This is a genomic window from Pseudomonas sp. A6 (assembly GCF_052367875.1).
Taxonomy (GTDB): domain Bacteria; phylum Pseudomonadota; class Gammaproteobacteria; order Pseudomonadales; family Pseudomonadaceae; genus Pseudomonas; species Pseudomonas citronellolis.
The window spans coordinates 5,709,229-5,724,899 of sequence record NZ_CP198970.1 but is presented as its reverse complement, the minus strand read 5'-3'; the positions used below and the strand labels follow the sequence as shown (position 1 = coordinate 5,724,899).

Below are 15,671 nucleotides of genomic sequence, written 5' to 3'. Positions count from 1 at the left end.
GTGCGCATCCTTCTGGTCGAAGACCATCCGCAACTGGGCGACAGCGTGCAGCAGGCGCTCAAGGGCGCGGGCTGGACGGTCGACCTGCTGCGCGACGGGGTGGCCGCCGACCTGGCCCTGGCCAGCGAGGAATACGCCCTGGCCATTCTCGACGTCGGCCTGCCGCGCCTGGACGGCTTCGAGGTGCTGGCGCGCCTGCGCGGCCGCGGCAAGACCCTGCCGGTGCTGATGCTGACCGCCCGCGGCGAGGTCAAGGACCGTGTCCATGGCCTCAACCTCGGTGCCGACGATTACCTGGCCAAGCCCTTCGAGCTGAGCGAGCTGGAAGCGCGGGTGAAGGCCCTGCTGCGGCGCAGCGTGCTCGGCGGCGAACAGCAGCAGCGCTGCGGCGAGCTGGTCTACGACCTGGGCGCGCGGCGTTTCACCCTGGCCGGCGAGGCGCTGACCCTGACTTCCCGCGAGCAGGCCGTGCTGGAAGCGCTGATCGCCCGCCCCGGGCGGGTGCTGAGCAAGGAGCAACTGGCCGCCCAGGTGTTCGGCCTGGACCAGGACGCCAGCGCCGACGCCATCGAAATCTACGTGCACCGCCTGCGCAAGAAGCTGGAGGGCGACGCGGTGCGCATCGTCACCTTCCGCGGCCTGGGCTACCTGCTCGAGGCCGTGGATGCCTGAGGTGCTCCGGCGCCTGGCCCTGCCCGGTTCCGGCAGCCTGCGCTGGCGCCTGCTGTGGCGCCTGGGCGGATTGCTGCTGGTGCTGCTCCTGCTGGGTAGCCTGGCCACCTACCAGCGTGCCCGCCACGCCTCGGACATCGCCTACGACCGCACCCTGCTGGCCTCGGCGCGGGACATCGCCGACGGCCTCTACGACAGCGACGGCAGCTTGCGCGCCAATGTGCCCTACGTGGCGCTGGACAGCTTCGCCTACGACAGCGCCGGGCGCATCTTCTACCAGGTGATCGACACCCGCGGGCAGTCCATCTCCGGCTACGAGAACCTGCCGGCGCCGCCGCCGGGAACTCTGCGCACCGACGACTACCCGGCGCTGGCGCGCTTCTACGACAGCGAATACCAGGGCCAGGGCGTGCGCGTGGTCAGCCTGCTGCAGCCGGTCAGCCAGCCGACGGTCAACGGCATGGCCGAAATCCGCGTGGCCGAGACCCTCGGCGCGCGCGAGCGCCTGGCCCGCGAACTGCTCACCGACACCCTGCTCAACCTGGCGCTGTCGGCACTGGCCGCGCTGGTCATGGTCTGGTACGCGGTGAGCGCCGGCCTGCGCCCGCTCGACCGCCTGCGCGCGGCGGTGGAGGAGCGCCAGGCGGACGACCTGCGGCCCCTGCCGCCGGTGGCGGTGCAACGCGAATTGCGCCCGCTGGTGGCGGCGCTGAACCATTTCACCGTGCGCCTGCGCAGCCTGTTCGAGCGCCAGTCGCAGTTCATCGCCGAAGCCTCCCACGAACTGCGCACGCCGCTGGCGGCGCTCAAGGCGCGGCTGGAGCTGGGCCTGCGCGAGCAGGAGCCGCAACGCTGGCGCGAGACGCTGGAGGAAGCGGTGCAGTACACCGACCGCGTCACCGGGCTGGCCAACCAGCTGCTGTCCCTGGCGCGGGTGGAAAGCGGCGCCCGGGCCATCGCCGAGGGCGGCGGCGAGGCCATCGAGCTGGGCGCCCTGGCCCGCGAGCAGGGCATGGTGCTGGCGCCGCTGGCCCACGCGCGTGGCGTGGCCCTGGCCCTGGAGGCGGAGCGGCCGGTGTGGATCAAGGGCGACCCGACGCTGCTCCACGAACTGCTCGACAACCTGGTGGGCAACGCCCTGGCCCATGCCGCTGGCAACGTGGTGATCCGCGTCGAGCCGCCGGCCGTTCTGGAGATCGAGGACGACGGCCCGGGCATCCCGGCGGAGGAGCGCGACAAGGTCTTCGGCCGCTTCTACCGCAAGCGCCAGGAGGGCACCGGGCTGGGGTTGGCGATCGTTGGGGAGATCTGCGCGGCGCACCGGGCTCGTATCGAGCTGGCCCATGGCGAGTTGGGTGGGTTGTTGGTGCGGGTGAGTTTTCCGGTGGAAGAGGCGAGGGGCGGCTAGGCGATTTTCGTAGGAGCGAACTTGCTCGCGAAGGGTGTTCTACCGGAAAGGTTTGGTGTAGCTCCGAAGAGCGCCCTCTCCCTAACCCTCTCCCTTCAGGGAGAGGGCTGGGGAGAGGGAGCGGAGTTAATCCAGACACCGAAGCCCGCCGGCAAGCGCTATTCGCGAGCAAGCTCGCTCCTACGAAGAGCCCCGCGCCAACGCCGGACCGGTGACCTATTGCAACATCCCCATCGCCGCCTCCATGGCGGCCGACAGGTCCTCGTCCTCGTTGAGGTTGGCCTGCGGGTCGATGCCCAGCTTGGCGAAGGACGGGATGCCGCTCCAGTCCAGCTCGGTGAAGGGATGCTGGCTGCCCAGGTAGCTCTGCAGGGTGGCGACCTGGACGATGTCCACGTAGTCGGCCTTGGCGGAGTCGCGGGTGAAGTCCAGGTAGTGGCCGGGCACTTCGGCGATGGGCGCGGGGAATTCCCAGGCCTTGAGGATGCGGTCGCCGATGATCGGGTGGATGCGCTCGATCACGTGGTTGAGGCTGATGGAGTCGGCCAGCAGTTCGCTGTTCTCCTCGGCGTAGGTGAGGATCGGCAGCACGCCGATCTGGTGCACCAGGCCGGCGAGGGTCGCCTGGTCGGGCATCAGCCGGGTGTAGTGGCGGCACAGCGCGTGGCAGATGCCGGCGACCTCGACGCTCTTGTTCCACACCTCGCGCATCTTGCGGTCGACCACGTCGGAGGTGGCCTGGAACATCTGCTCCATGGCCAGGCCCGTGGCCAGGTTGCTGGTGTAGTTGATGCCCAGGCGGCCGATGGCCATCTGCAGGTCGGTGATTTCCTTGTTGGTGCGCAGCAGCGGGCTGTTCACCACCTTGATGATGCGCGCGGTGAGCGCGGCGTCGTTGCCGATCACCCGGGCCAGGTCATGGATGCTGACGTCCGGGTCCTCCGCCGCCTCGCGGACCCGCAGCGCCACCTCGGGCAGGGTGGGCAGCACCAGTTCGTCGTTGTCGATGGCCCGCAGCAGTTCCTGTTGTACTTTTTCGGCAAGCTTGCTCATGGCGTTTCCTTGAGGGACGCCGGGCTCCCCACCCGGCAGGCGATTCGGTCAGCGCTGGATTTCGCGGTCGCTGTCGAGAACGTAGGGCAGCGTCAGCAGGCGCAGGGCCGGGCCGTCCTCGGCCTGGCCGAGGCGCACGCGGCCGTCGGCCACGGCGTCGTCCTGCAGCACCGCCAGCAGCTCGATGCCTTCGGCGGCGCGGGCGGCCAGCACCACTTCGCCGACGCTGCTGCCGTGCACCGGCGAGAACAGCGCGGCGCCCGGCTCGGGCAGCTCGGCGGCGTCCAGCGCCAGGCGGTGCAGGCGGCGCTTGAGGCGGCCGAGGTACTGCATGCGCGCGACGATTTCCTGGCCGGTGTAGCAACCTTTCTTGAAGCTCACGCCGCCGACCGCCTGCAGATTGATCATCTGCGGGATGAACAGCTCGCGGGTGGCGCCGAAGACCTGGCCGACGCCTGCGCGCACCTGGCCCAGCAGCCAGTCGTTGAGGGTGCCTTCGTCCAGGCCGGCGTCGAGCGCCTCGCGCACTTCGCTGGCGCGGGCCGCCGGCACCCAGAGTTCGGCGCGGCCATGGCCCAGGTTGATGGCCAGCAAATCACCGTTGCGCGCCACGCGGTCGGCTTCGGCGGGCAGTTCCAGGCCGAGGCCGGCGAGCACGGCATCGCCGCCGCTCAGGCCGAAGCGGAGCCAGGCGGCGCTGTCGTCGCTCAGGCTGGCCTTGGAGAACACGGCGTACTTCTTCAGGTCGGCCAGTTGACCCTCCAGCAGCTCGGCGGCCAGCGCCAGCAGGTAGCCGTCGCCCTCGGCGACGATGCGGAAGCTGGAGGTCATGCGCCCCTTGGGCGTGCAGCGGCCGCCCAGGCTGGAAGTCGTGGCGTCGAGGTAGTTGAGGTTGCAGGTCAACTGGCCCTGCAGGAACTTGGCGGCGTCCACGCCACGGACGGCGAGGACTCCTTCGTGGGTCAGGGCGGTGTAGAACGCGGAATCGGCCATTGCGGGTCGCTGGAAGAAAGTTAGGCTTCTCATCATAGAGCCGGGGCCTGCGCTTGTCAGCGGGTGCCGCCGGGCGAGGGCATGCGTATAATGCCGCTCGCTTCACGGAATCCGGCAGGCGCCGCACCGTGGGGTTTCCGATGTAGCGCCGAGGACCCGCAGATGACCGACGAAACCGAACTGAAACGACTCTTCTGGCACAGCCGCCGCGGCATGCTGGAGCTGGACGTGCTGCTGGTGCCCTTCGTGCAGGAGGTCTACCCGGGCCTGGACGCCGAGAACCAGGCGCGCTTCCGTATGCTGCTGGAATGCGAGGACCAGGACATGTTCGGCTGGTTCATGCAGCGCGGCGAGCCGGAAGACGCCGACCTGCGCCACATCGTGCGCATGATCCTGGACCGTGTCCAACCGAAGTGAGCCCTTCGAGTGCCACTGGCGGCCGTCCGAGCGGCTGCTGGCGGCCTACCTGGCGAGCCTGGCGCTCGCCGTGGCGGCGCTGTATCTGGCCGCCATTCCCGCCTTCTGGCAGGCCGCCGGCCTGCTGCTCTGCCTGATCCATGCCCTGTGGGTGCTGCCGCGCCAGGTCCTGCTGCGCAGCCGCCACGCCTACCGCGCTCTGCGCCACGACGCCGACGGCTGGCAGCTGTGGAGCCCGGCCGACGGTTGGCAGGCGGTGCAACTGCGCGCCGACAGCCTCGCGCTGCCGGCGCTGATCGTGCTGCGCTTCCGCCTGCCGGGCCAGCGCCTGAGCCGCGGCCTGTGCCTGCCGGCCGACAGCCTGGCGGCGCAGGCCCACCGCCGTCTGCGCGTAAGGCTGCGCTTCAGCCGGGGCCGCTGGGCGGCGCCGCAGTAGCTTCAGCGCGGCCTGTTCGCCAGTTCCGCGCCCTGGCGTAGCGCTTCCAGCAGGCTGCGTTCGTCGGCGATGCCCTTGCCGGCGATGTCGAAGGCGGTCCCGTGGTCCACCGAGGTGCGCACCACATCCAGGCCGACCGTAACGTTCACCCCGGCTTCCAGCCCGAGGACCTTCACCGGGCCGTGCCCCTGGTCGTGGTACATGGCCACCACCAGGTCGAAGTCGCCGCGGCCGGCGCGGTAGAACAGCGTGTCGGCCGGCAGCGGGCCGGTGACGTCCAGGCCCCGCGCCTGCAGCAGGCTGACGGCGGGGATGATCTTCTCTTCCTCTTCGCCGTAGCCGAACAGGCCGTTTTCCCCGGCGTGCGGGTTGATGCCGCAGACGCCGATGCGCGGCTGCGGGATGCCGGAGCGCACCAGGGTCTCGTGGCCGCGCTCGATGGTGCGCTGCACCAGGCCGGGCTCGATGCGGCGTATGGCATCGATGATGCCGATGTGGGTGGTGACGTGGATGACGCGCAGCTTGGGGGCCACCAGCATCATCGAGACCTCGTCGACATGGGTCAGGTGGGCGAGCAACTCGGTATGGCCGGGAAACTTGTGGCCGCCGGCGTGCAGGGCCTCCTTGTTCAGCGGGGCGGTGCAGATGGCGTCGATCTTCCCGGCCTTGGCCAGGTCCACTGCGCGGGCGATGTACTGGTAGGCCGCATCACCCGCCACGGGGGAGAGCACGCCGAAGGGCAGGTCGTCGGGGATGAGCCCGAGGTCGATGCAGTCGATCACGCCCGGCTCGAAGCGGGCGTCGTCGGCATCCTCGATGCGCCGTACCCGGGCCAGCCCGCCGAGCAGCCGGTCGGCCTTCTCCAGGCGCTGCGCATCGCCGATCACCAGGGGGCGGCAGAATCGGTGGAGCCCGGTGCTGGCCAGGCTCTTGACGATGATCTCCGGTCCGACGCCGGCGGCGTCGCCCATGGTGATGCCGATTACGGGAAGATAGTCGTTCATTGCTGGGACACTCTGAATTCAGGATGGGGACTGTTGCGCGTCGCGCAGGTGGCGCCACGCGCGATAGAGGGCTTCGGGGCTGCCGAAGGCGCCGGCCTTGGTGACGATGCCGGGCCGGTGGCCGCCCGCCGGGGCCAGGGGGTGGCTGAGGACGCTGCCGGCCTCGATCTCGCCGACCAGCTGCAGGCCGTCGATGCCGACCGCGCCGAGCATCGCCCGCGCGGTTTCGCCGCCGGTGGCGACCAGGCCGCCGACCTGATGGAAATGTGGCTTGAGCAGGGCGGCGAGGTTGGCCGAAAGCAGGGCGCCTTCGGCGGGATCGGGGCGTTCGTCGCGGCCGATGCGCAGCAGCAGGTCGCGGCCTTGTTCGAGCAGCGCGCCCACCTGCGCCTGCCAGTCCGGCCAGTCGGCATGCTCGCTGCCCTGGCGTAGCACGGCCGGCGGCAGGCTGAGCTGGAGGATGTCGCTGCGTCGTTGCAGTTCTTCGCATTGCCGGTCGGCGACGGCGGAAAGGCTGCCGGCCAGCACTACTGTCGACAGCTGCGATGGGAGATGCCCGGCCTCGGCGGGGATTGCCTGCGAAGAGGAGGGCGCAGGCGTTTCGGTTATCTGCCTTGCCAGGCCCCCGGAGCCGACCCAGAACGCCCGGAGTTCCGGCTGCGCTGTTTCCCGGGCCAGCAGGCGCAGGTCCTCGGCCGTCTCGGCGTCGAAGATCAGGGCCTGGACGCCGCGCTCCATGGCCGACTGGATGATCCGGGCCACTTGCCCCGCCGACCGGCGCAGTTGTTCCAGAGCGCAGTGTTCGACGCGCAGCCCGGCGGCGCCGAGCATCCTGGCCATGTCGGCCGGCGCATCGGCATGTTCTAGGCGCCAGGTGTCGGTGCTTTCCAGCGGCGCGCCGTGCACCAGCACCTGACCGTCGCGCACCGTGCGGCCCATTTCCGGAAAGGCGGGGGCGACCAGCGCCAGGCCCGCCAGGGGATGCAGCGCGGCGACTTCCGCGGCCCAGTTGCCGCGCAGGGTCGAGTCGATCTTCTTGTACAGCCGCTGGCCCGGCCTGGCCAGGGCATGGAAGGCTGCGACGCTGCGCTGCGCGGCCTGTGTGGCGTCCAGGCGGCGGCTGTCGGTATCCACGGCGATGACCTCGACCTGCGCCTGCGTCGGCCGGGCGTCGAGCATCACCAGGCTTCGCCAGCCGCGGCTGGCGAAGCCCACGGCGCAGTCCGCCGCGCCGGACAGGTCGTCGGCGATGATCAGCATGTTCATCGGGGCGACTCCGGCGCCATCGAGGTGCGCTGCTCGGCGCTTTCGGCCCGCTGCCTGACGCGCTTGGCCAGGGTGGAGACCAGTACGGGCGTGAGGATGGCGGTGACCACCACGCAGGAGGCGACGAGCATGGTGGCGCTGGCGGCGGCCGGGGCGTAGACCGGGTTGGCGGCGGCGACCAGGGCCGGCACGGCCGCGGCATTGCCCGCCGTGGTGGCCGCCGCGGCGCCGGCGACGCCAGTGCCACCGGTCAGGCGGTCGGCGAAGTACAGCGGGATGCCGGTCAGCAGCACCACCGCCACGCCCATCAGAAGGCCGAGCACGCCGGCCTGCCAGACCTTGTGCAGGTCCAGGCTGGCGCCCAGGGCGAGGGCGAAGAAGGGGATCAGCACCGGCACCGCCTTGCCGAGGAATTCGCGCATTTCACGGTCGAGGTTGCCGATGAGGATGCCCAGCAGCAGCGGCAGTATCGCCCCCAGCAAGGTCGGCCAGGGGAACGCCGAGAGCCCGGCGACGCCCAGGGTGAGCATGGTCAGGAAGGGGCCGGATTCCAAGGACATCACCGAATAGGCGCCGACGTCCTCGGGGCGGCCGTACTGGCCCATCAGCGCCATGTACAGGCCGCCGTTGGTGTCGTTCATCGCCGCCACCACGGCCAGTGTGGACAGGCCGGCGAAGAAGCCGGCCGAGATGGGTTGTTCCCCCAGGAACTGGCCGAGCAGGATGCCGAGGAGCATCGCCGTGCCGACCTTGGTCGCGAACAGCGCGCCGCCTTTCTTCAGCAGGTAGGGCGTGGTGCGGACGTTGATGCTCGCGCCCATGCAGACGTAGAACACCGCGAGTATGGGCAGCGCGCCGGTGAACAGGGCGTTGGTGAAGGAGCCGAAGAATTTCGGCGTGTCCGGCGCGAAGGTGGCCACCAGCGAACCGAGCAGCAGCGGGACGATCATCATGCCGCCGGGAATACGCTCGATCGTGCGCTTGATCGGGATCTGGATCATGGGCAGGTACCTGTTCGTTCTTGTTCGACTTGTTGTAGGGGGATTTGATCGAATCGCTCATGTATTTGATTGATTCGATCATCAGGATGCGATTTAAAGGACATGTTCTGCGCAAGTCAATCATGGTTTTGCGCATTTCGATCAAGAAGGGACGGCCGGCAGGCTGCGGAGGGAGGCGGCTGGAGGCTGGGCGGAGCGAGGGAAGGGGGCCCGCTTCAGCGGGCGGAGGAACTGGTCGGCGCCAGTTCGACGGTGGCCATGGGCAACTGGCAGAAGGGTTCGAGCGTCCTCTCGTCCGGCGTCGAGGTGATCAGGCGCCATTCCCGCTCCAGCGGCGTCCAGTGCTGCTGGCGCGCGCGGCCCAGCTTCTCGGCGTCGGCCAGTATGTACACCTCGGCCGCCCGCCTGATCACGCATTCCTTGAGGTAGGCCTGCTGGGCGCTGGCTTCGCAGAGGCCGAGCCCGGCGACGACGCCGTCGGCACCGAGGAAGGCGCGGTCGAAGCTCAGCCGGCTCAGCGACAGTTCCGCCAGCGGGCCGAAGGTGCTCATGCCGGTGCTGCGCAGGTCGCCGCCGATCAGGGTGATCCGCACGCCGGGGGCATTGGCCAGCGCGGTGAGCGCCAGCAGGTTGTTGGTGATGACGTGCACGTTCTGCAATGCGCGCAGATGCGCTGCCAGCGCCGCGCAGGTGGTGCCGCTGTCGAGGAAGATGCTGTCGCCCTCGCGGATGTGCGCGGCCGCGGCCCGGGCGATGGCCATCTTTTCCTCTCGATGGCTGGCGTTGCGCTGCTCCAGGCTGGCTTCCGGCTCGTGGGTGCCGATCAGCGCGGTGGCGCCGCCGTGGGTCCGCACCAGCCGCCGCTGTTGGGCCAGCAGGCTGAGGTCGCGGCGCACGGTGGCCTCCGAAACGCCCAGGGCGGCGCCCAGTTCTTCCACGCTGGTGTCGCGGTGGCGAACGAGGTCGAGGATGGCGCGCTGGCGGTCGGTCGGTTTCATGGCGGTCTCGCTTTGCTGTCGGGGCTGCCGGTTGGCCGTTGCGCAGGCCGCCCGCGGTGGCGGGCGGGGCGGGCTAGCGGGGGCTGAGGATGGTGTCGCGCGCCTCGGGCAGCAGCCCCGGGTAGTCCAGGGTGTAGTGCAGGCCGCGGCTTTCGTGGCGCTGCATGGCCGAGCGGATGATCAGGTCGGCGACCACGGCGAGGTTGCGCAATTCGATCAGGTCGCGGCTGACCTTGTAGTTGCTGTAGAACTCGTCGATCTCGCTGAGCAGCATCTGCACGCGGTGCTGGGCGCGCTGCAGGCGCTTGGTGGTGCGCACGATGCCGACGTAGTCCCACATGAAGCGCCGCAGTTCGTCCCAGTTGTGCGCGATGATCACGTCTTCGTCCGAGTCGGTGACCTGGCTTGCGTCCCAGCTCGGCAGGGCCGGGGTGGCCGGGGTGCTTTCCAGGCGCGCCTGGATGTCGGCGGCGGCGGAGCGGGCGTAGACGAAGCACTCCAGCAGCGAGTTGCTGGCCATGCGATTGGCGCCGTGCAGGCCGGTGAAGCTGGTTTCGCCGATGGCGTAGAGGTGCGGCACGTCGGTGTGGCCGTGCTCGTCCACCAGCACGCCGCCGCAGGTGTAGTGGGCGGCCGGCACCACCGGGATGGGCTCGCGGGTGATGTCGATGCCGAAGGTCAGGCAGCGTTCGTACACCGTGGGGAAGTGTTCCTTGATGAACTCGGCCGGCTTGTGGCTGATGTCCAGGTACACGCAGTCCACGCCCAGGCGCTTCATCTCGTGGTCGATGGCGCGCGCGACTATGTCCCGCGGGGCCAGTTCGGCGCGCGGGTCGAAGCGCTTCATGAAACGCTCGCCGTTGGGCAGGCGCAGGTAGGCGCCTTCGCCGCGCAGCGCCTCGGTGATGAGGAAGCTCTTGGCCTGCGGGTGGTACAGGCAGGTGGGGTGGAACTGGTTGAATTCCAGGTTGCCGACGCGGCAGCCGGCGCGCCAGGCCATGGCGATGCCGTCGCCGGAGTTGCCGTCCGGGTTGCTGGTATAGAGGTAGACCTTGCTGGCGCCGCCGCAGGCGAGCACGGTGAAGCGCGCCGAGAAGGTGTCCACCTCGCCGCTGTCGCGGTTCAGCACGTAGGCGCCGAGGCAGCGCTGGCCGGGCAGGCCGAGCTTGCGTTCGGTGATCAGGTCGACCGCCACCCGCTGCGCCAGCAGCTCGATGTTCGGGCGCTGCCGGGCCTGTTCCTGCAGGGTGTTGAAGATGGCCGCGCCGGTGGCGTCGGCGGCATGGATGATGCGCCGGTGGCTGTGGCCGCCCTCGCGGGTGAGGTGGAATTCGAAGCCGCTGTCCTCGCGGCCCGCCTCGTTGTCGCGGGTGAAGGGCACGCCCTGGTCGATCAGCCACTGGATGGCCTCGCGGCTGTGCTCGACGGTGAAGCGCACGGCGTCTTCCCGGCACAGGCCGGCGCCGGCGTCCAGGGTGTCCTGCACGTGGGACTCGACGGTGTCGGTGTCGTCCAGCACCGCGGCGACCCCGCCCTGGGCCCAGAAGGTCGAGCCCTGGGACAGTTCCCCCTTGCTCAGCACGGCGATGCGCAGGTGCTGCGGCAATGTCAGGGCGAGGCTGAGGCCCGCGGCCCCGCTGCCGATCACAAGGACGTCGTGATGAAAGTGCTCGCTCATGCCCGGATTCCGATTGGTGGCGGCCTAGTATATAGAAGGGGGGATCGGCACAATAGCGGCCCTGTGCCTGCCGCCGTATTTCTGGCGCAAGCCCCGGCGTTCATGCGCCAGGGGCGGCAGGTGGAACTATTTCAGTCTTTCTGGTTCTAACGGTGAATGTCCGAAACCTTCTTGCAACGGGGTTCCCGACGCGCGAGAAGGCTGTGGTTGTTCGCCGATTGCAGTGGATTTTCAAGGGCTTGGACAATGGGTCCGGCCGGGTCGCGGTGAAGCGACAAAAAAACTGTGCGGCGTACGCTTGGAGGGGAGAACTTTTGCAAGACATCCGAGTCTATCTTGGCAGAGCGATTCTGCAGGGTGCTCGCAGCTCCTCCGGGCTTGTTGAGGAGCATGCATGCTAACCCAGGAACAGGATCAGCAACTGGTTGAACGGGTACAGCGCGGAGACAAACGGGCTTTCGATCTGCTGGTGCTGAAGTACCAGCACAAGATCCTCGGGTTGATCGTGCGGTTCGTGCACGACGCCCAGGAAGCCCAGGACGTTGCGCAGGAGGCTTTCATCAAGGCGTATCGCGCCTTGGGCAACTTCCGCGGTGACAGTGCCTTTTATACCTGGTTGTACCGGATCGCCATCAATACCGCGAAGAACCACCTGGTGGCGCGCGGTCGGCGGCCTCCGGACAGCGATGTGACAGCCGAGGATGCGGAGTTCTTCGATGGCGACCACGCCCTGAAGGACATCGAATCGCCGGAACGGGCAATGTTGCGGGACGAGATCGAGGAAACGGTCCATCGCACCATCCAGCAACTGCCAGAGGACCTGCGCACGGCATTGACCCTGCGCGAATTCGAGGGATTGAGCTACGAGGATATCGCCACCGTGATGCAATGCCCGGTGGGTACGGTCCGCTCACGGATCTTCCGTGCGCGGGAAGCGATAGACAAAGCCTTGCAGCCGTTGCTGCATGATGAACAGCCCTGAATACGGCGGAACAGCCAAGAGAGGTACGCCATGAGTCGTGAAGCCCTGCAGGAGTCGCTGTCCGCGCTGATGGATAACGAAGCGGACGAACTCGAACTGCGCCGGGTACTCGCAGCCTGCGGTGAAGACGCGGAAATGCGTGCCACCTGGTCGCGCTATCAACTGGCCCGGTCGGTGATGCACCGCGAGCCGGTGCTGCCCAAGCTGGATATCGCCGCGGCGGTATCGGCTGCGCTGGCCGAGGAGGCCGCCCCGGCCCAGCCGCGGCGCAATCCGTGGCGCAACGTCGGGCGCGTAGCGGTTGCCGCATCGGTGACACTGGCCGTGCTGGCGGGTGTTCGTCTATACCATCAGAATGATAGCGTTGCTCCGAGCCTGGCCCAGCAAGGCGCCACGCCGCAGATCACTCTGCCGCAGGTGCAGGGCCCGGCGGTACTGGCCGGCTACAACCAGGACGAGGACGCACCGCAGGTCATCACTGGTGGCTCGGGCAGCCCCACCACCTGGCACGAACAGCGTCTTCCGGGATATCTCCGCCAGCATGCCCAGCAGTCGGCGGTGAACGGTGCCGACAGCGCCCTGCCTTACGCGCGAGCCGCCAGCCTGGAAAGTCGCTGAAACCCCTTTAAGGAGCGTCATGCGCGCCACCTTCCTGTTGTTCTTCCTGGGCGGTCTGCTGGCAATGCCGGTACAGGCCGCCGATGTTCAGGCGTGGGTCAAGCGACTGACCGAGGGCCAGCAGCGACAAAGCTTCCAGGGCACCTTCGTCTACGAGCGCAACGGCATCTTCTCCACCCATGAAGTCTGGCGTCTGGTCGAGCCCGACGGCTCGGTGCGCGAGCACTGGCTGCAGCTGGACGGCCCGCGCCAGGAAGTGGTCAAGCGCGATGGCGTGACCCAGTGCATCGCCGGCGGCATGGCCGGGCAACTGGGTGCCGGGCAGCTCTGGCCGGTGCGCAAGCTGGCCTCGGACGACCTGGCTTCCTGGTACGACATCCGCGTGGTCGGCCAGTCCCGCATCGCCGGGCGCGCGGCCACGGTGATCGGGCTGATCCCCCGCGACCAGTACCGCTACGGCTTCGAGCTGCACCTGGACCAGGAAACCGGCTTGCCGCTGAAGTCGCTGCTGCTCAACGACAAGGGCCAGGCGCTCGAACGCCTGCAGTTCACCCAGTTCAGCACCGCGGCGCCGGACGACAACGGCCTGCAGCCCTCCGATGCCTGCCAAGCGGTCCCGGCGGGCAAGCCGGACGCCCCGGTCGCCAGCAGCTGGCGCTCGGAATGGGTGCCGCCGGGTTTCACCCTGAACAACACCTATGAGCGCCGCAGTCCGGTGTCGGATGACCGCGTCGTCAGCATGGACTATGGCGATGGCCTGGCGCGTTTCTCGATCTTCATCGAGCCGCTGCACGGCGCCAGGATCGACGACGCGCGCACCCAGCTGGGGCCGACCTCGGTGGTGTCCAAACGCCTCAATACCGAAGATGGCGGCATGATGGTCACCGTTGTCGGCGAGATTCCCACCGGGACCGCCGAGCGCATCGCCATGTCGGTGCGTCCGCAGGCGCCCGCCCAGGGAGCCGCCGCGCAGTGATCGAAGAGCGGGGTCGGGTGATCGGCGTCGAATCCGCAGCGGTGCGGGTCCAGACGCTGCGCCAGGGCACCTGCTCAGCTTGCAGCGCCAAGGCCGGATGCGGCCAGGGTTTGCTACAGCAGTTGGGCTCCACTTCGGGGCGCGGAGAAGTCCGCGCCCTTTCTGCTTTCCCGCTCGGGGTGGGTGACGAGGTGGTGCTCGGCATACGCGAGGACCTCTTGTTGAAATGCGCCCTGATGTTCTATCTATTCCCCCTGCTCGGCCTGTTCACCGCTACGCTGCTCGCGTGGTGCGCCGGCCTCGCCGAGCCCTGGTTGATCCTGGCCGGCCTCGCGGGTTTCCTCGTGACCTGGCTGTGGGTACGGCGCCATGCCCGGCGCCATTCGGATGACCCGGCGTTGCAGCCGGTTGTGCTGCGTACGCTGGTCACAGGGGCCGAGGGCCCCGCCTAAGTCCACTTCCCTTTGAATACGGGAGCAGTAGTCCATGCAAACCCTGAAACGCAGTATGGCCGCGATGGTCGCCCTGCTGGCCTTGAGCCTGTCTGTGGTCGCCCGCGCCGAATTGCCGGATTTCACCCCGCTGGTGGAGAAGGCTTCGCCGGCCGTAGTGAACATCAGTACCACCCAGAAGGTGCCGGACCAGGTCGCCAGCGGGCAGATGCCCGACCTGGAAGGCCTGCCGCCGATGTTCCGCGACTTCATCGAGCGCAGCATGCCGCGTGGCCAACGCCCGCCGCGTGGGGCGCAGCGCGAGGCGCAATCCCTGGGTTCGGGGTTCATCATTTCCGATGATGGCTACGTCCTGACCAACAACCACGTGGTCGCCGACGCCGACGAGATCGTCGTGCGCCTGTCCGACCGCAGCGAGCACAAGGCCAAGCTGATCGGCGCGGACCCGCGCAGCGACGTGGCCCTGCTGAAGATCGACGCCAAGGGCCTGCCGACCCTCAAGCTGGGCGATTCCGACAAGCTCAAGGTCGGTGAGTGGGTGCTGGCCATCGGCTCGCCGTTCGGCTTCGACCACTCGGTGACTGCCGGTATCGTCAGCGCCAAGGGCCGCAGCCTGCCGAACGAGAACTACGTGCCCTTCATCCAGACCGACGTGGCCATCAACCCGGGCAACTCCGGCGGCCCGCTGCTGAACCTGCAGGGCGAGGTGGTCGGCATCAACTCGCAGATCTTCACCCGCTCCGGCGGCTTCATGGGCCTGTCCTTCGCCATCCCGATCGACGTCGCCATGAACGTGGCCGACCAGCTGAAGAAAGGCGGCAAGGTCAGCCGCGGCTGGCTGGGCGTGGTGATCCAGGAGGTCAGCAAGGACCTCGCCGAATCCCTCGGCCTGGACAAGCCGGCCGGCGCCCTGGTGGCTCAGCTGGTGCAGGACGGCCCGGCGGCCAAGGGCGGCCTGCAGGTCGGCGACGTGATCCTCAGCCTGAACGGCCAGACCATCAACGAGTCGGCTGACCTGCCGCACCTGGTCGGCGGCATGAAGCCGGGCGACAAGGCGGCCCTGGACGTGTTCCGCGATGGCTCGCGCAAGACCCTGAACATGACCATCGGCAACCTGCCGGACGAGGACGACGAAGTCGCCGCCGTCGAAGGGCAGGGCGCCGAGCGCAGCAGCAACCGCATGGGCGTGACCGTCGCCGACCTCACCGCCGAACAGCGCAAGTCGCTGGACATCAAGGGCGGCGTGGTGATCAAGGACGTTCAGGACGGCCCGGCGGCGATGATCGGCCTGCGTCCGGGCGACGTCATCACCCACCTGAACAACCGCACTGTGGATTCCGCCAAGGCCTTCTCCGACATCGCCAAGGCGCTGCCGAAGGGCAAGTCGGTGTCCATGCGCGTTCTGCGCCAGGGGCGTGCCAGCTTCATTACCTTCAAGCTGGGGGAATGACTGGCGGGTAGGTAGGCCGGAAAAGGGTCGTGCTACCGGGGCATCCGGTGTGGCCGATGAATCCAATCGCGGACGGAGTCCGCTCCTACGACGTGCTTCCCTGAACCGTAGGAGCAACTGTCTGCGTCGAGGTGCTTTCGTAGGATGGGTTGAGCTTGCGAAACCCATGCGGTTGCGGTGATGGGTATCGCTTCGCTCAACGCCATCCTACGAAAAGCCGTGCTTCCTGGAAGCGTAGGAGCGGGCTCTGTCCGCGATTCGGCGGAT

16 protein-coding genes are annotated in these 15,671 nt (G+C 68.5%); 9 read left to right on the top strand and 7 right to left on the bottom strand.

Annotated features, from left to right (window positions below; all coding sequences use genetic code 11):
* Together ACTWJ5_RS25125 and ACTWJ5_RS25120 are read left to right on the top strand one after the other, a co-directional pair.
* Positions 1-672, top strand: coding sequence for a response regulator (locus ACTWJ5_RS25125; protein ID WP_074978874.1), 672 nt, complete (start codon positions 1-3; stop codon positions 670-672).
* Positions 665-2,080, top strand: a complete 1,416-nt coding sequence (locus tag ACTWJ5_RS25120; protein ID WP_444436776.1) for a sensor histidine kinase — start codon at positions 665-667, stop codon at positions 2,078-2,080. Before ACTWJ5_RS25125 ends, ACTWJ5_RS25120 begins: the two co-directional genes overlap by 8 nt.
* 216 nt (positions 2,081-2,296) lie before the next feature.
* Here the strand turns inward: ACTWJ5_RS25120 and ACTWJ5_RS25115 are convergent, their stop codons facing one another.
* Together ACTWJ5_RS25115 and ygfZ are read right to left on the bottom strand one after the other, a co-directional pair.
* Entirely contained in the window at positions 2,297-3,133 is an 837-nt protein-coding gene (locus tag ACTWJ5_RS25115; protein ID WP_074978867.1) for an HDOD domain-containing protein, read from the bottom strand.
* Positions 3,134-3,181: 48 nt separating this feature from the next.
* Entirely contained in the window at positions 3,182-4,126 is a 945-nt protein-coding gene (ygfZ, locus tag ACTWJ5_RS25110; protein ID WP_444436775.1) for a CAF17-like 4Fe-4S cluster assembly/insertion protein YgfZ, read from the bottom strand.
* A 162-nt stretch (positions 4,127-4,288) separates the two neighbouring features.
* On the opposite strand from ygfZ, the gene ACTWJ5_RS25105 reads away from it, so the two are divergent.
* Positions 4,289-4,543: an FAD assembly factor SdhE gene (locus ACTWJ5_RS25105; protein ID WP_009616418.1), complete on the top strand. Its 255-nt coding sequence runs from the start codon at positions 4,289-4,291 to the stop codon at positions 4,541-4,543.
* Positions 4,527-4,979: a protein YgfX gene (locus ACTWJ5_RS25100; protein ID WP_058073181.1), complete on the top strand. Its 453-nt coding sequence runs from the start codon at positions 4,527-4,529 to the stop codon at positions 4,977-4,979. The genes ACTWJ5_RS25105 and ACTWJ5_RS25100 overlap by 17 nt, the downstream gene beginning before the upstream one ends.
* 2 nt (positions 4,980-4,981) lie before the next feature.
* Here ACTWJ5_RS25100 and pdxA read toward each other — a convergent pair whose 3' ends face one another.
* The 5 genes from pdxA to nadB form a co-directional block, all read right to left on the bottom strand.
* Positions 4,982-5,983, bottom strand: a complete 1,002-nt coding sequence (gene pdxA, locus ACTWJ5_RS25095; RefSeq protein WP_444436774.1) for a 4-hydroxythreonine-4-phosphate dehydrogenase PdxA — start codon at positions 5,981-5,983, stop codon at positions 4,982-4,984.
* Between the two features lie 18 nt (positions 5,984-6,001).
* On the bottom strand, positions 6,002-7,249 hold the full coding sequence (locus ACTWJ5_RS25090) for a four-carbon acid sugar kinase family protein (RefSeq protein ID WP_444436773.1): 1,248 nt from the start codon (positions 7,247-7,249) through the stop codon (positions 6,002-6,004).
* Positions 7,246-8,250: a 2-keto-3-deoxygluconate permease gene (locus tag ACTWJ5_RS25085; protein ID WP_256512467.1), complete on the bottom strand. Its 1,005-nt coding sequence runs from the start codon at positions 8,248-8,250 to the stop codon at positions 7,246-7,248. Before ACTWJ5_RS25085 ends, ACTWJ5_RS25090 begins: the two co-directional genes overlap by 4 nt.
* 215 nt (positions 8,251-8,465) lie before the next feature.
* Positions 8,466-9,248: a DeoR/GlpR family DNA-binding transcription regulator gene (locus ACTWJ5_RS25080; protein WP_444436772.1), complete on the bottom strand. Its 783-nt coding sequence runs from the start codon at positions 9,246-9,248 to the stop codon at positions 8,466-8,468.
* Positions 9,249-9,321: 73 nt separating this feature from the next.
* Positions 9,322-10,926, bottom strand: coding sequence for an L-aspartate oxidase (gene nadB, locus ACTWJ5_RS25075; RefSeq protein ID WP_253389824.1), 1,605 nt, complete (start codon positions 10,924-10,926; stop codon positions 9,322-9,324).
* Between the two features lie 394 nt (positions 10,927-11,320).
* On the opposite strand from nadB, the gene rpoE reads away from it, so the two are divergent.
* The 5 genes from rpoE to ACTWJ5_RS25050 are packed head-to-tail and all read left to right on the top strand — an operon-like array spanning position 11,321 to position 15,404.
* Positions 11,321-11,908 (top strand): RNA polymerase sigma factor RpoE, encoded by a 588-nt coding sequence (gene rpoE / locus ACTWJ5_RS25070; RefSeq protein WP_009616435.1) that lies wholly within the window; start codon positions 11,321-11,323, stop codon positions 11,906-11,908.
* Positions 11,909-11,938: 30 nt separating this feature from the next.
* Positions 11,939-12,526: a sigma-E factor negative regulatory protein gene (locus ACTWJ5_RS25065; protein WP_074978839.1), complete on the top strand. Its 588-nt coding sequence runs from the start codon at positions 11,939-11,941 to the stop codon at positions 12,524-12,526.
* A gap of 19 nt (positions 12,527-12,545) precedes the next feature.
* Complete coding sequence (locus ACTWJ5_RS25060; RefSeq protein ID WP_074978838.1) at positions 12,546-13,502, top strand: MucB/RseB C-terminal domain-containing protein; 957 nt, start codon at positions 12,546-12,548, stop codon at positions 13,500-13,502.
* The gene (locus ACTWJ5_RS25055) at positions 13,499-13,954 is read left to right on the top strand and encodes a SoxR reducing system RseC family protein (protein WP_253389823.1); all 456 of its coding nucleotides are present in this window, start codon (positions 13,499-13,501) and stop codon (positions 13,952-13,954) included. Before ACTWJ5_RS25060 ends, ACTWJ5_RS25055 begins: the two co-directional genes overlap by 4 nt.
* Before the next feature lie 34 nt (positions 13,955-13,988).
* Positions 13,989-15,404, top strand: a complete 1,416-nt coding sequence (locus ACTWJ5_RS25050; RefSeq protein ID WP_074978833.1) for a DegQ family serine endoprotease — start codon at positions 13,989-13,991, stop codon at positions 15,402-15,404.
* Positions 15,405-15,671 lie beyond the last annotated feature (267 nt).

Bases quoted from the DNA above. Each gene is read 5' to 3' on its own strand.
- ACTWJ5_RS25090 (WP_444436773.1), bottom strand. From the start codon at position 7,249: ATGAACATGCTGATCATCGCCGACGACCTGTCCGGCGCGGCGGACTGC.
- ACTWJ5_RS25105 (WP_009616418.1), top strand. From the start codon at position 4,289: ATGACCGACGAAACCGAACTGAAACGACTCTTCTGGCACAGCCGCCGC.
- ACTWJ5_RS25120 (WP_444436776.1), top strand. From the start codon at position 665: ATGCCTGAGGTGCTCCGGCGCCTGGCCCTGCCCGGTTCCGGCAGCCTG.
- rpoE (WP_009616435.1), top strand. From the start codon at position 11,321: ATGCTAACCCAGGAACAGGATCAGCAACTGGTTGAACGGGTACAGCGC.
- ACTWJ5_RS25080 (WP_444436772.1), bottom strand. From the start codon at position 9,248: ATGAAACCGACCGACCGCCAGCGCGCCATCCTCGACCTCGTTCGCCAC.
- ACTWJ5_RS25115 (WP_074978867.1), bottom strand. From the start codon at position 3,133: ATGAGCAAGCTTGCCGAAAAAGTACAACAGGAACTGCTGCGGGCCATC.
- nadB (WP_253389824.1), bottom strand. From the start codon at position 10,926: ATGAGCGAGCACTTTCATCACGACGTCCTTGTGATCGGCAGCGGGGCC.
- ACTWJ5_RS25065 (WP_074978839.1), top strand. From the start codon at position 11,939: ATGAGTCGTGAAGCCCTGCAGGAGTCGCTGTCCGCGCTGATGGATAAC.
- ACTWJ5_RS25085 (WP_256512467.1), bottom strand. From the start codon at position 8,250: ATGATCCAGATCCCGATCAAGCGCACGATCGAGCGTATTCCCGGCGGC.
- pdxA (WP_444436774.1), bottom strand. From the start codon at position 5,983: ATGAACGACTATCTTCCCGTAATCGGCATCACCATGGGCGACGCCGCC.
- ACTWJ5_RS25060 (WP_074978838.1), top strand. From the start codon at position 12,546: ATGCGCGCCACCTTCCTGTTGTTCTTCCTGGGCGGTCTGCTGGCAATG.
- ygfZ (WP_444436775.1), bottom strand. From the start codon at position 4,126: ATGGCCGATTCCGCGTTCTACACCGCCCTGACCCACGAAGGAGTCCTC.
- ACTWJ5_RS25050 (WP_074978833.1), top strand. From the start codon at position 13,989: ATGCAAACCCTGAAACGCAGTATGGCCGCGATGGTCGCCCTGCTGGCC.